The sequence below is a fragment of the Hymenobacter sp. APR13 genome (genome assembly GCF_000737515.1).
In the GTDB taxonomy this organism is placed as follows: domain Bacteria; phylum Bacteroidota; class Bacteroidia; order Cytophagales; family Hymenobacteraceae; genus Hymenobacter.
Genome location: NZ_CP006587.1, coordinates 4,623,965 through 4,637,432, shown reverse-complemented (window position 1 = coordinate 4,637,432; position 13,468 = coordinate 4,623,965). Strand labels below are relative to the sequence as shown.

Sequence of the window (13,468 nt, the reverse complement as noted above, 5' to 3'; positions counted from 1 at the left end):
CTGGGAAAGGATGCCTGAACGGCGAAGGAAATTTTCAGGCATTTGCTAGAGCAGCGCGCCGACCCAAATCAGCGGGGAAGTGAATGCTAGCCGCCGAAGCCACCGCCACCGCCTTTGGGTGCGCCTTCGATGCGGCCGGCTTTGGCTTTGGAAGCGCCTAAGTACCAGGTGAAGCCCAGCCAGCCCACCCGCGTTTCGGGCTTGGTGTAGAGGTTGGCCGTGAGGTCGGGCGAGTCGACCACGGAGCTGCGCACCTGGGTGTTCAGCACGTCGGACACGCGCAGGGTGAGGGCGGCGCGGTTCTGCCACAGGCGCTGGCGCAGGGCCACATCAATGCCCCCGTAGGCCAGGCGGCGGCCCTGGGCCGTGAGGATGGCCGAGTTGTACTGGCCGGTCAGCTGCACATCCAGGGTAGGCGTGGGCGTGAAGTTTTGGTTGAGGCGCACGTTGCCGGCCAAAGCACGGCGGTCTACGGTGTTTTCGGCGTTGGTCTGGAACTGGGTGCGGTACAGCGAGCCGCTGGCCTGCACGCGCCACCAGGCCGTGAGGGGCTGGGCCCAGGTCATCTCCAGACCCACGTTGGCGGTGGTGCCGGCGTTGCGGTAGGTTTCCACCAGCACCAGCCCGGCGGCCGGGTTGAGGTTGGTGGCCAGCGTATCCACGTTGCGCAGGCGCTGGATGGCGTTGCTGGTGAAGCGGCCGAACAGCGTGGTGGTAATTTCGGCCCCGCCGGGCAGGCTCAGCTGGTGGCTCACTTCCAGGTTGTGGCTGAACTCAGCGCGCAACGACGGGTTGCCAAGGCGGTAGAAGCGCGGGTCCTGGTACAGCGGCACGGCCAGCTGCTGCATGAAATTCGGCCGGTTGAGGCGGCGGGCGTAGCTGAAGGAAAGCTGCTGCGGCTGCGCCCCGCCTTTGGTGGAATCGGCCCGGCCCATGCCCCGGCTGATGCTGGCGGTGGGGAACAGGCCCAGGTAATCGAGCTTAAACCTGCCCTGGCCGCCGTTCACGTCCCCGTTGGTGTTGGTGTACTCGGTGCGCAGGCCAGCCTGGGCGTTCCAGCCGTTCCAGCCGCGCTGGAAGTTGGCGTAGGCGGCCGGCACGGTTTCGCGGAAGTTGTAGGCCAGGGAGCGGGCCGGGTCGCGGACGTACTGGCCGGGGGCGTCGGGCTGGAGGGCAAACAGGTCGGCAATGCCGTTGCTGCGCTGCTGCTGCACCTTCAGGCCGGTTTCCAGCTTGCCTTTGTTGCCGGCCAGCGGGTGGGTGTAGTCGAGCTGGGCAAAGTAGATGCGGGCCTGCACATCCATCTGCTGCCGCCAGCCGCTGAGGGCGCCGGCTTCCAGCGTCTGGGTCACGGGCACCTTGGCGTCTACCAGCACCGCACCGCCTACGGCCGTCAGCTCGCGGCCTTTGTGGGCTTCCCAGGTGCGGCGGTAGCTGCCCACGTTTTCCAGTATCCGCACATCCACGTTCAGCTCCTGCTGGCCCAGCTGGGTGGTGGTGGGCTGGCCGGCCCGCTCGGTGCTGAGGCGCTGGAAGCCCAGGTCCTGCTCGTGCTGCCAGGTGGGCGACACGCTCAGATTCAGGCTTTGCTCGGGCGTCAGCTCGTAGTCCAGGCCCAGGCGCAGGGAGTGGGAGTCATTCCGCTCCCGGCCAGTGCCGTCCTGGCGGGTGGTCACGTCGCCGGAAGTCTGGCGGTTGTCGGTGCGGTTGCGGTAGTGCTCATCCTGGCGGTCGTAGCTCGCGCTCAGGTTGCTTTTGCCCTGGTGCCGGTTCAGGCTCAGGCTGGCGTTGTACTTGTCGCCAGTGCCGCCCAGCAGGCTGGCCTGGCCGTTTACGCCGTTTTTGGTCTGTTTTTTCAGAATCACGTTCAGCACGGCCGTGCCCTGGGCATCGTACTTGGCCGAGGGGTTGGTAATTACCTCGATGCGCGAAATGCGGGAGGCCGGAATCTGGTCGAGGCGCAGGCCCGTACCGCCGTTGCTGCCGCCCGAGGGCTTACCGTCTATAAGGATGGTCAGGTTGGCCGAGCCGCGCAGGCTCACTGCGCCGTTGGCATCCACGGCCACTGAAGGTACATTGCGCAGCACATCGGTAGCCATGCCGCCCACGCTGGCCAGGTCTTTTTCCACGTTGATAACCCGCTTGCCGGGCTCATTCTCGATGGTGGCCCGCTCGCCGGTCACCGTCACGCCCTTGAGCTGGGTGGCGGTCGGAATCAGTTTCAGAGTCCCCAGCCGGACGCTAGGCGCTGTGCTGCTCAGCGCCACCTTCCGGCGAAATCCCTGGTAGCCAATGGCCGAAGCCTTCAGCAGATAGGAGCCCAGCCCCAGCGAAGCCAGCTCAAAGGTGCCGTTTTCGCCGGTTTGGGCGCCGCTCACAAACGTGGAATCCTGGGCCCGGAGCACCACCACGTTGGCGAAAGGCAGCGGCTGCCCGCTGGCTTGGTCGAGAAGGGTGCCGGAAACCGCGCCGGTTGGCTGTTGGGCTGCTGCGGTCAGCGGAGCGAGCATAGCGAGGAACCCCAGGCCTTTGAGGGCCTGGCTGAAAGACGTAGAGGAAGTCATGGGGAGTGGTGAGTTGAAAAACAAACCAGGCAAAGGGGTACCGTTCCAGGCGGCCGCGGTTCCGCTGGGAGGCTGTTTGCCCGTGACAAAGGCACGAAAAGGAGGGGCGACGCTCAGGCCATACCTGAGGTGCCAGAGAAGCCAAAACACGCGAACAGCGGCCGGAAACAAAGTTTTCGAGCGAGCTGCCTACTGCCGGCCCGATTGGCGCGGAGGTGTCTGGCGGTGGCCGCGGGTGGGCTCCGGTTCAGGAGCAGCACAAGCGGCTGAGAGATTTGCTACTTAATGATCCAAAGGTAAGTAAAGGTACTATGTGACGCAAGGTACTGGTGAAATTAATTTTGTGTTACGCGGTTATCGGGTTGTAGAATATGGGGCTTAGGGTACTGGATACTGGCTGAAAATATCCCCAAAAACCTCTAAATAAGCCTATTAAGCCATATTGACGGGCATCTGGGTTATTAGATGCGCCATAGCGCCAAAGGGTAGCCTGAACTCGATATTTTATTTTCGAACCGCAGCCCTTTTGGTATTTCGTCAGCTGAGTTGGTGACTAGCTGGCCAAAATTTCCAAGCTGCTAGTAGTTGGGTTAGCTAACGAAAAGGCTCATACTGCGCCAGCTATTTGCTCATTGCTAGGGGCTGGTAGTAATGTAGGCTAGCCCAGCCGCATTGCAGCAGACGGCTGGTAGTGAACACCGTGTCCGGTTTCGGACACAATTGATGAATGCAGTATAGATAATAATTGATGTAATAAGCTGTATTGCAATGATTTGAATAAATGGCACGGCCGTTGGCTATGTCAGGTAGTACCTTCCTGCTACCTGTACGAAAATGGACAGAGCCATTCCTCAGACCACCCAAAACCGTCGTTTGCGCCGCCGCTGGCTGCTGGGCGCGGGGCTGCTGCTGCTGCTGGCGGTGGGCCTGCTGGCCTTCCGCACGGTGCTCCGGCCCGGCCTCAGCCGTGCCAGCATCCTCACGGCCCGCGCCGAAACAGGCGACGTGGAAGCCTCTCTCACGGCGGCCGGCGTCATCATTCCGGCCCACGAGGCGGTGATTACCAGTCCCATTCAGAGCACCATCCGGCGGGTGGCGGTGGCGGTGGGCAGCCGGGTGCAGCCGGGCCAGACGATTCTGGAGCTGGACCGGGAACTGACCAGCACGGCCCTGGCTAAGCTCCAGGACGAGCAGCAGCAACACCGCAACAAGAACAGCCAGCTCCAGCTCAGCCTCGAAAAAGCCCTCAACGACCTTCGTTCCCAGGAGCAGGTGCAGCAGGTGAAGGTGCGCAGCCTGCAGTCGGCGCTGCGCGACGAGCAATACCTGCTGCAGATTGGGGGCGGCACCGCCGAGAGCGTGCGCCAGGCCGAGCTGAGCCTGCGCGTGGCCCGGCTGGAGCAGCAGCGCCTCGCGGAGCAAATCCGCAACCAGCGCGCCGCCAACGCCGCCGATGTGCGCGAACTGGGTTTCACCCTCCAGATCCAGGAACGCAGCATTACCGAGCTGGCCGGCAAGCTGCAGCAGGCCAACATCAGCAGCCAGCAGCCCGGCGTGCTGACCTGGGTGAACGAGGACCTGGGCACCACCGTGCAGGCCGGCGACCCGCTGGCCCGCGTGGCCGACCTGAGCCGCTTCCGGGTACGCGCCACCATTTCCGACGCCTACGCCGATGCCCTGCACCTGCAGGATGCGGTGGTTATCCGCATCAACGGCACCGATTTGCGCGGCACCATCAGCACCATCAGTCCGGCCGTGGAGAAAGGCGTGGTTTCCTTCTACGCCACCCTGGCCCAGGACCACCACCCGGCCTTGCGTGCCAACCTGCGGGCCGATGTATTCGTGGTGACGAAAGCCCACCACAACGTGGTGCGCCTCAAAAACGGGCCGTTCTACCAGGGCGGCAAGGAGCAGCCGGTATTTGTGGTGCAGGACGGCAAAGCTGTGCGCCGCATCGTGCAGTTCGGCGACAGCAACTTCGACTACGTGCAGATAACCGGCGGCCTGCGGCCCGGCGAGGAAGTAGTAGTGTCCGACACGAAGGACTACGCCGACACGCCCGAACTCACCCTCCACGACTAACGGCCATGCAACAGCTTTTCTCCGCCTTAGCCGATTGGGTTGTAGAGACGCAATATTTTGCGTCTCCCGTCAGAACGGCCAGTGATACTCCTGCCAGAATTACCTCACCAAAACGACCTCAGCACGCACCAAGACGCGAAGTGTCGCCTCTCTACACCGGGTTGCTGCTCTTGCTGACAATGCCCGCGCTGGCCCAGAACCAGCCGCCGGCCGTGTCTCTGCAGCAGGTGATTGAGCAGGCGCTCAGCCAGTCGGCGGTGGCCAAGCAGGCCGCCACCAGCCGCGACCAAAGCTACTGGCAGTGGCGCGGTTACCAGGCCAACTACCGGCCGCAGTTGGGGCTGCAGGGCACGTTGCCCGGTTTCAGTCGCGCTGTGACGCCCGTGGTGCAGCCCGATGGCACCACCGACTTCCGGGCCGTGCGCATCAACAATTCCAACCTGGCCCTGACGCTCACTCAGAACATCGGCCGCACCGGCGGGCAGGTGTTCGTGGCCTCCGAACTGCAGCGCTTCGACGACTTCAATGGCGGCCTGAAGCGCTATAACAACCAGCCCGTAGCCATCGGCCTCACCCAGCCGCTGGGTATGTTCAACAACCTGAAATGGGCCCGCCGCGTGGAGACGCTGCGCTACCAGGAAAGCCAGCGGCTGTACGTGGAGGAGCGCGAAACCATTGCCCAGCGCATCACGGAGCTGTATTTTGATGTGCTGCAGCAACAGGTAAACGCCGAGGTAGCGGGCCAGAACGTGCAGGCCAACGAGGAACTGCTGCGCATCGGGCAGGAGCGGTACCGGCTGGGTCGCCTCTCCCAGAGCGACGTACTGCGGCTGGAGCTGAACCTGCTGAATGCCCGCCAGGCCGTAGCCCAGGGCCAGCTCGATGCTCAGAATGCGGCCGTGGAGCTCCAGATCTATACCGGCCTGTCGGCCGAGCATCTGCGCCTCGCGGTGCCGGCCGCCGTCCCGCGGCTGGTGGTGCCGGCCGGCCGGGCGCTGGCCGAGGCGCAGCAGTACCGCAGCGTGGGGCTGGCGTTCCGACGGCGGCTGTTGGAGGCCGAGCGGGCCGTGGCCCTGGCCCGGGGCAGCACTGGTTTTCAGGCCACACTGGCCGCCAATCTGGGCTACGTAAACCAGGCCGGTAACCTCTGGGACACCTACGCCGCTTTGCAAAACCAGCAGCAGGTGCGCCTCACCTTCGCGCTGCCGCTCGTGGACTGGGGCCGGCAGAAATCCATCGTCAAAACCGCCGAGCTTACCCGCCGCCAGGTGCAGACCGATGTGGCTCAGGAAGAAGCCAGCTTCGCGCTCAGCGTGGAGGTGCAGGCCGCCCAGCTCGGCACCCTGGCTGAGCAGCTAACCCTCACGGCCCGGTCCGATTCGCTGGCCCGGCAGCGCTACGCCATTGCCCAGGCCACCTACAAAGTCGGCCGCATCAGCCTCACCGACCTCACCATTGCCTCCGCCGAAAAGGACCAGGCCCGCCGCACCTATATTCTGGCTCTGCGCGCCGCCTGGGTGGCGCACTACCGCCTCCGCGCCCTCACCCTCTACGACTTCGAGCGGCAGCAGCCCCTGGCCGCGCAGTAGCCGCGTCCCGGTCCGGCGGCTGCAAGCCGTCGGGCCGGTTGCCGCGTGCTGACGCCCGAACGACGGCGCAACAACATCAGCTTGCTTAAACCGGCCTGCCGGACCGGACTCACGAAACGGCTGCAACCGAACACCGTGTCCGGAATCGGACATATTTTGCGCCGGGTGGCATTGTGAAATTGATTGTAAATAACTGATAAATAGATTTTTGAACAATTGGCATTCGGCTTGGCTAAGGTACCGCAATCCGGCCCGCCGACTGCCCGCAACCGGACACCATTCGCAACCTCTCCTGACTGCTTCCATGGAAAATATCCTCGCTTCGGCTAATGCCCACCCCGCTGCTTCGGCGGCTCAGCTCTCTACCCGCCCACCCGTGCTGCAGCTGCGCAACATCGAGAAGGTCTACCAGACCAAAACCATCGAAACGGTGGCTTTGCACCAAGTGAACCTGACCATCGGGCAGGGGGAATTCGTGTCGATTATGGGGCCCAGCGGCTGTGGCAAATCCACGCTGCTCAGCATTATGGGGCTGCTAGACGAGCCCACCAGCGGCGAAATCGAGCTGGATGGCCGCCCCGTGCAATCATACTCCGACCGGGAACTGGCCGCGCTGCGCAACCACAAAATTGGGTTCGTGTTCCAGAGCTACCACCTCATCAACGACCTCTCGGTGCTCGATAACGTGGAGCTGCCGCTGCTGTACCGGCCCGGCGTGGGGGGCAAAGAACGCCGGGAGCGGGCCTACGCCGCCCTCGATAAAGTGGGCCTGAGTCCGCGCACCAGCCACTTCCCCAGTCAGCTTTCCGGGGGGCAGCGCCAGCGCGTGGCTATTGCACGGGCCCTGGCCGGCCGCCCCGAAATCATCCTCGCCGACGAGCCCACCGGCAACCTCGACTCGGTGATGGGGGAGGAGATTATGGACCTGCTGCTGCACCTCAACCGCCAGGAAGGCACCACCATCGTGATGGTCACCCACGACGAGCAGCAGGCCCTGAAAACCCAGCGCCTCATCCGCTTCTTCGACGGCAGCCAAGTCTCATAGAACGTCGCTGTTTGACCGTCATGCTTGATCTGGCGTCCGCTTGTCGAAGCATCTCTATCTCTGACTAACTCAATCGTGAAAACGAAGCGGTAGAGATGCTTCAACTGCGGCTGCGCCTTCGCTCAGCATGACGGCTCCTTCCTTTTTAACTGAAACTATATGCTTCTCAGCTACCTCAAGCTTGCCTGGAAAGTCTTGCTGCGCCGCCGGTTTTTCACGTTTATCAACCTGTTCGGCGTGAGCTTTACACTGATGATTCTGCTAGTGGTGATGGCCCTGGTAGACCACGTAGTGGGGCCCAATATGCCAGAAAAGCGCATTGACAGGATGCTGTTCGTGAATACCATCAGGCAGGAGATGGTGGACGGCCACGGTTGGATGAACCGGCCCGCCAGCGTGCATTTCGTGGATACCTACATCCGCCGGATGAAGACGCCGGAGAAAGTAGCCTTGACATCGAATATTTACAATGCCACGGCCTTCACCAACAACGGCCTGCTCCCGCTGGATATCCGCTACACCGATGGGGACTTCTGGCAGATCATGGACTTCGAGTTTGTGGGCGGGCGGGCGTTCAGCAGGGCCGAAGTGGCGCAGGCCCAGCGCGTTTGCGTGCTCAACGAAGCCACGGCCCGCAGCTACTTCGGCACCGCCGACGTGGTGGGGCGCACCATCGAGATAGACCTGAAACGCTACCGCGTGGCTGGGGTGGTGCACAACGTGTCGGCCGTGCACATTGCCTCCTATGCCGATGTGTGGGTGCCCTACACGCTGAGCCCGTCATTGGTGCGTGATAGTAGCATAGGGGGGGAGTTTCTGGTGGTGCTGCTGGCACCCACGGCAGCGGCGGCCCCAGCCATGCGTGAGGAATACCGCCAGATGGTGCAGCGCGTGGAAATCCCAAATCCCAAGGAAGTGAAGGCCATCTATTCCTACGCCGACCCCATGCTGGCCACCTTCACCCGCGCCCTCCACATCACCCGGTCCGTGGGCTCCGGCAACTCCCAGACCCTGGACAACGACAACGTGGGGGCCTTCTACCTGATTTGTGCCCTCATGGGGCTACTGTTTATGCTGCTGCCAGCCCTGAACCTGGTGAACCTGAACGTGACGCGCATTCTGGAGCGCTCCAGCGAGATTGGCGTTCGGAAGGCCTTTGGGGCTACGGGCCGCAACCTGGTGGGGCAGTTTTTGGTGGAAAACGTGGTGCTGGCCGTGGTGGGCGGCCTGCTGGGCCTGGGCCTGGCTGCCGGCGCGCTGGCGCTACTCAACGACGCCCATATCGTAGCCTATGCCCAGTTCAGCCTGAGCTGGCGGGTGTTCGGCTGGGGTCTGGGGCTGGCCCTGCTGTTTGGGCTGATGAGCGGCGTGTATCCCGCCTGGAAAATGTCGCGCCTCAACCCAGTAGTGGCTCTGCGCGGCAGCGGCGAGCAGAAATAAGCAGCGAAACACTGGGGTACCGGGCAATTGACGCCGCTTGCAGCATAAGCTGCGCCAACCGCCAGCTCACCCACTAATCCACCAGTTCATCCTATCACCACCTGGCCTCATGCTTCGTCATCTGTTCAAACTTATCTGGAACCGCAAGCGCAACAATTTGCTGCTGGTGTCGGAAATTTTCTTCTCGTTCGTTGTGCTGTTTGCCGTGGGCACCATGCTCATCACTTTCGGTACCAACTTTCTGGCCCCCCACGGCTTCGACTATCAGCAAGTGTGGCGGCTCGAAATCAGGGCCGGCCAGAGCGAAACCATGCCCCGCACCGAGCTGAACGAGGTGCTGCGCCAGGTGCAGGCCCTGCCCGGTGTCCGGCAGGTGGCCCTCACCAGCGGCAACATGCCCTTTATTTTCTCCACCAATACGTCCGCGTTCAGCTACAAAGGCCGGAAGTCGGGGCAGGCCAACGTGTACGACGCCGATGACCAGTATGCCCAGGTGATGAGGCCGAAGCTGCGCGAAGGCCGCTGGTTTGCCAAGGCCGATGACGGCAGCCACCACCGGCCGGTGGTCATCAGCCAGGATTTGCGCGAATCCTTGTTTGGCAACGAGCCGGCCCTGGGCAAAATCTTCTCCTGGGCCGAGCCTGGCCCCGACATCAAGCCCGAAGACGAGTTTCAGGTGATGGGCGTAGTGGAAAACGTGCGGATGGAAAACGACTTCGGGCCGCCCGTGCCCTCCATGTGGAAACGCCTGCTGCCGTTTGACTCGACGCGTTGGGAAACGGCCAACGTGGTAGTGCGGGTGGCCCCCGGCGCGGGCGGGGAGCTGCAGGAGAAAATAGCCCGCACTGTGGCCGGCGTCACGCGCCAGTGGACCACCATGGTGCGCGTGATGGACGAGGACCGCCTGCACAAGCGCCGCTACACCATTGTGCCGGTGGCAGGGCTGGCCCTGATCAGCTTGTTTCTGATTGTGAACGTGGCCCTGGGCCTGTTTGGCGTGCTCTGGTACAACATCAGCCAGCGCCGGGCCGAAATAGGGCTGCGCCGGGCCATGGGGGCTACCGGCTCGGCTATCAGCCGGCAGTTTCTTGGCGAAATGCTGGTCGTCAGCACGCTGGGCGTGGTGCTGGGCTGTTTGCTGGCAGTGCAGTTTCCGCTGCTGGGGGCGTTTGAGCTGGAACCGAAGTTTTACCTGGCCGGTATTGCGGTGGCGGGCGTGGCCGTGTACGTCATTACGGCGCTGTGCGCGTTTTACCCCAGCCGGTTGGCGGCCGGCATCCATCCGGCCGTGGCGCTGCGGGAAGAGTAGGAGGCCTGAGTACCGAATCAGCTAGCTAAAAAGCTGAACCAGTTCGGGTCCGACCCAAACTGGTTTGCCAAAATGGTTAATCGGTTCAGGTCGGACCCAAACTGAGTGGCTGAAATGAAGAACCAGTTCGGGTCCGACCCGAACTGGTTCACCAAAAAAAGCCTACCGGTTGGGTGCCGCCCCGAACTGGTTGGCTGCAAAGATGAACTGGTTCGGTTTGCTGGAAAACTGGTTGGTTGAAATGAGAAACTGGTTCGGTGAAAAGATGAACCAGTTGGCCACGCAGGCAAACCAGGTAGCATCAGCCGCTGAGGCCAACCAACTACCACCCGAAAACCGGTACCCGGAAGCCCAAAATCGGCCCGCTTTAGATTGATTTCGTGTGTTCATTCATCGTAATCGGTCTGAAGTGGACCTAAATCGACCCAAAGTGGCTCTATATCGGGTCCCGGACCCACCTAATCGGTCCAGATTGGCTCCTAATTGGGCTAAGTTGGCTCAATTTAAGTAGGCCCGACCCACCTAATCGAGCCAGTTTGGCCCTAAATCGACCCTCTGACCCTCTAAATCAAGCCAACTTAGTTTGATTTAGAGGGTCGGACCCACTTAATCGAGGGTCGGACCCCCGATTAGGTGGGTCCGACCCTCGATTAAGTGCCGGCACTTTCCGTCCTTCGCCCTTACCTTATGATACTGATTGCCGACGACGACCTGGCCGTGCGCACTTCGCTGGGGCTGCTGCTGAAGCAGGCTGGCTACACGGCGCGCGCCGTGGCCACGCCGGAGGCGGTGCTGGCCGCCGTGCGGGAGGAACTGCCCCGCCTGCTGCTCCTGGACATGAACTTCTCCCTCGACACCAGCGGCCACGACGGCTTGGCGCTGCTAACCCAGCTGAAGCGCCTGTACCCCACGCTGCCCGTGGTGCTGATAACGGGTTGGGGGAGCATCACGCTGGCCGTGGAAGGCATGAAGGCCGGCGCCGCCGAATTTGTCACCAAGCCCTGGAACAACGACGCCCTGCTGCAAACCATCCGTACCATCCTGCGCCTGCACGAGCCCGATGCCGAAACCGACCCCGCAGGTTTCAGCCGGCGCCAGCTGGATCAACTGTATGATTTCCGGGCCATTGTGGGGCAGGATGCGCGCCTGCTGCACGTGCTGCGCAGCGTGGGCCAGGTAGCAGCCACCGATGCGTCGGTGCTCATTGAGGGCGAAAGCGGCACTGGCAAGGAGCTGATTGCCGAAGCCGTGCACCAGAACAGCCAGCGGAAAAAGCAGCCCTTCGTGAAGGTGAACCTAGGCGGTATTTCGGCTTCGCTGTTTGAGAGTGAGATGTTCGGGCACCGGCGTGGGGCCTTCACCGATGCCAAAACCGACCGCCAGGGCCGCTTCGAGCTGGCCAACGGTGGCACCATCTTCCTGGATGAAATCGGGGAGCTGGATTTGAGCAGCCAGGTGAAGCTGCTGCGCGTGCTCCAGGACCGCACCTACGAGGTGCTCGGCGACAGCAAGCCTCGCCGCCTCGATATCCGCGTGATTTGCGCCACCAACCGTAACCTGGCCGACATGGTGCAGCAGGGCCACTTTCGTGAAGATCTGTTTTACCGCATCAACCTGATTACGGTGCGCCTGCCCGCCCTGCGCGAGCGGCCCGAAGATATTCCGCTGCTGGTGCAGCACTTCGTGGACGGGCTGCGCGCCACCTACCACCGCCCGGCCCTAAAGGTGGGCACCCGCGCCCGCCACTGGCTGCAGGAACAGCCACTACCGGGCAACATCCGGGAGCTGAAAAACCTGGTGGAGCGGGCCGTGCTGGTTTCGGGCAAGGACGAACTGGGCCCCGAAGACTTTGAGGCCCAGTTTCAGCCCACCGCGCGGGTGCCCGCCGCTGGCGAGTTGCCCGAGCCCGGCACCATCACCCTCGACGAGCTGGAAGCTCAGATGATTCGCCGCACCCTGGAGCACTACGGCGGCAACATTAGCCGCGTGGCCAAAGCCCTGGGCCTGAGCCGCGGCGCGCTCTACCGCAGGCTGGAGAAATACGCTATTCCGTTTGATGCGGAGTAGCAAGTAAGAACGTCATGCTGAGCGGAGCATGACGTTCTTTGTCCCTTCCGCACACGAATCCCGCTATGTCTCTGCGCCTGCAATTCATCTTCGTCGTCGTCATCATCCACGGCGTGCTTATTGTGCTGGCGGCGCAGGTGCGAACCACGAATGCGCCGTTGTTTGTGGGGCTGGAAGCACTGCTGCTGCTGAGCCTGGTGCTGACGTGGCGGCTGTACCGGGGGTTTGTGCGGCCATTTCAGTTGATTGCGGCCGGTACCGAGGCCATCCGGGCCCAGGACTTCTCCCTGAAGTTCGTGCCCGTAGGCCAGCGCGACATGGACCAGCTCATTGCTGTGTACAACCACATGCTCGACGCGCTGCGGCAGGAGCGGGTAACGCAGCACGAGAAAAGCCATTTGCTGGAAAGCCTGATTCGGGCGTCACCGGCCGGGGTGCTGCTGCTGTCCTTCGAGGGCCATATTGAAGGCGTAAACCCCGCCGCCGAGCGTATGCTGGCGCAGACCGCTGCCCAGCTGCTGGGCCAGCAGCCCGCCCACCTGCCCGGCGACTGGGGCCCGGCCCTGGCGGCCCTGAGCGAGACGCAGCCGCAGGTGGTGCAGCTTTCGGGTCTGCAGACCTACCGGGCGCACAGCTCGCGGTTTATCGACCGGGGCTTCACGCGGCGGTTTATCGTGCTGGAAGAGCTGACCCAAGATTTGATCCGGCAGGAAAAGCAGGCCTATGAGAAGCTGATCCGGATGATGGCCCACGAAATCAACAACTCCATCGGGGCCATCAACTCCATCCTCCAAAGTTTCCACCACTATGCCCCCCAGCTGCAGCCCCAGGACCAGCCCGATTTTACCGAAGCCCTCGATGTGTCCATCAGCCGCAACACCCACCTGGCTAACTTCATGGCCAACTTTGCTACCCTGGTGCGCCTGCCGCCGCCCCGGCTCCAATCCACCGACGTGCATGAGCTGTTGCGGACCACGGCGCGGCTGCTGCAGGTGCAGGCCGAGCGCCGCCGCATCCGCTGGCACTGGGAGTTGGCGCCCGCGCTGCTGGTGGCCGAGGTAGACCCGGTGCAGCTGGAACAGGCCCTGCTCAACATCTGCAAAAACGCCCAGGAGGCCATCGGGGAAGACGGTAACATCTGGGTGCGCACCCATCAGGAGCCCGCGCAGCTCATCATCGAAAACGACGGCCCCGGCTTGGCCCCCGAGGTGCAGCGCCGCCTGTTTACGCCCTTCTTCAGCACCAAGCGCGACGGCCAGGGCATCGGCCTTACCCTCACCCGCGACATTCTGCTGCAGCACCACTGCCGCTTCAGCCTCGAACCCCAGCCCAACGGCCGCACGGCGTTTACCATCTGGCTGTAGCCGGCAAT

At 62.8% G+C, this 13,468-nt stretch carries 8 protein-coding genes; 7 read left to right on the top strand and 1 reads right to left on the bottom strand.

The window, feature by feature from the left end; genetic code table 11:
* Positions 1-86 precede the first annotated feature (86 nt).
* On the bottom strand, positions 87-2,564 hold the full coding sequence (locus N008_RS19465; protein ID WP_044017943.1) for an outer membrane beta-barrel protein: 2,478 nt from the start codon (positions 2,562-2,564) through the stop codon (positions 87-89).
* A gap of 834 nt (positions 2,565-3,398) precedes the next feature.
* On the opposite strand from N008_RS19465, the gene N008_RS19460 reads away from it, so the two are divergent.
* From N008_RS19460 to N008_RS19430, 7 genes are all read left to right on the top strand, one after another.
* A complete protein-coding gene (locus tag N008_RS19460; protein ID WP_044017942.1) occupies positions 3,399-4,646 on the top strand; it encodes an efflux RND transporter periplasmic adaptor subunit in 1,248 nt (415 codons plus the stop codon).
* Between the two features lie 179 nt (positions 4,647-4,825).
* Positions 4,826-6,235, top strand: coding sequence for a TolC family protein (locus N008_RS19455; protein ID WP_071884576.1), 1,410 nt, complete (start codon positions 4,826-4,828; stop codon positions 6,233-6,235).
* A 376-nt stretch (positions 6,236-6,611) separates the two neighbouring features.
* Complete coding sequence (locus tag N008_RS19450; RefSeq protein ID WP_044019141.1) at positions 6,612-7,280, top strand: ABC transporter ATP-binding protein; 669 nt, start codon at positions 6,612-6,614, stop codon at positions 7,278-7,280.
* A 159-nt stretch (positions 7,281-7,439) separates the two neighbouring features.
* Positions 7,440-8,720, top strand: a complete 1,281-nt coding sequence (locus tag N008_RS19445) for an ABC transporter permease (protein WP_044017940.1) — start codon at positions 7,440-7,442, stop codon at positions 8,718-8,720.
* Between the two features lie 109 nt (positions 8,721-8,829).
* A complete protein-coding gene (locus tag N008_RS19440; RefSeq protein ID WP_044017939.1) occupies positions 8,830-10,029 on the top strand; it encodes an ABC transporter permease in 1,200 nt (399 codons plus the stop codon).
* A gap of 687 nt (positions 10,030-10,716) precedes the next feature.
* On the top strand, positions 10,717-12,096 hold the full coding sequence (locus N008_RS19435; protein WP_044017938.1) for a sigma-54-dependent transcriptional regulator: 1,380 nt from the start codon (positions 10,717-10,719) through the stop codon (positions 12,094-12,096).
* A gap of 65 nt (positions 12,097-12,161) precedes the next feature.
* Positions 12,162-13,460, top strand: a complete 1,299-nt coding sequence (locus N008_RS19430; RefSeq protein WP_044017937.1) for a sensor histidine kinase — start codon at positions 12,162-12,164, stop codon at positions 13,458-13,460.
* Positions 13,461-13,468: the final 8 nt, after the last annotated feature.

Excerpts from the sequence above, each read along its gene's own strand:
- N008_RS19445 (WP_044017940.1), top strand. The coding sequence starts at position 7,440 with ATGCTTCTCAGCTACCTCAAGCTTGCCTGGAAAGTCTTGCTGCGCCGC.
- N008_RS19455 (WP_071884576.1), top strand. The coding sequence starts at position 4,826 with ATGCCCGCGCTGGCCCAGAACCAGCCGCCGGCCGTGTCTCTGCAGCAG.
- N008_RS19465 (WP_044017943.1), bottom strand. The coding sequence starts at position 2,564 with ATGACTTCCTCTACGTCTTTCAGCCAGGCCCTCAAAGGCCTGGGGTTC.
- N008_RS19460 (WP_044017942.1), top strand. The coding sequence starts at position 3,399 with ATGGACAGAGCCATTCCTCAGACCACCCAAAACCGTCGTTTGCGCCGC.
- N008_RS19435 (WP_044017938.1), top strand. The coding sequence starts at position 10,717 with ATGATACTGATTGCCGACGACGACCTGGCCGTGCGCACTTCGCTGGGG.
- N008_RS19440 (WP_044017939.1), top strand. The coding sequence starts at position 8,830 with ATGCTTCGTCATCTGTTCAAACTTATCTGGAACCGCAAGCGCAACAAT.
- N008_RS19430 (WP_044017937.1), top strand. The coding sequence starts at position 12,162 with ATGTCTCTGCGCCTGCAATTCATCTTCGTCGTCGTCATCATCCACGGC.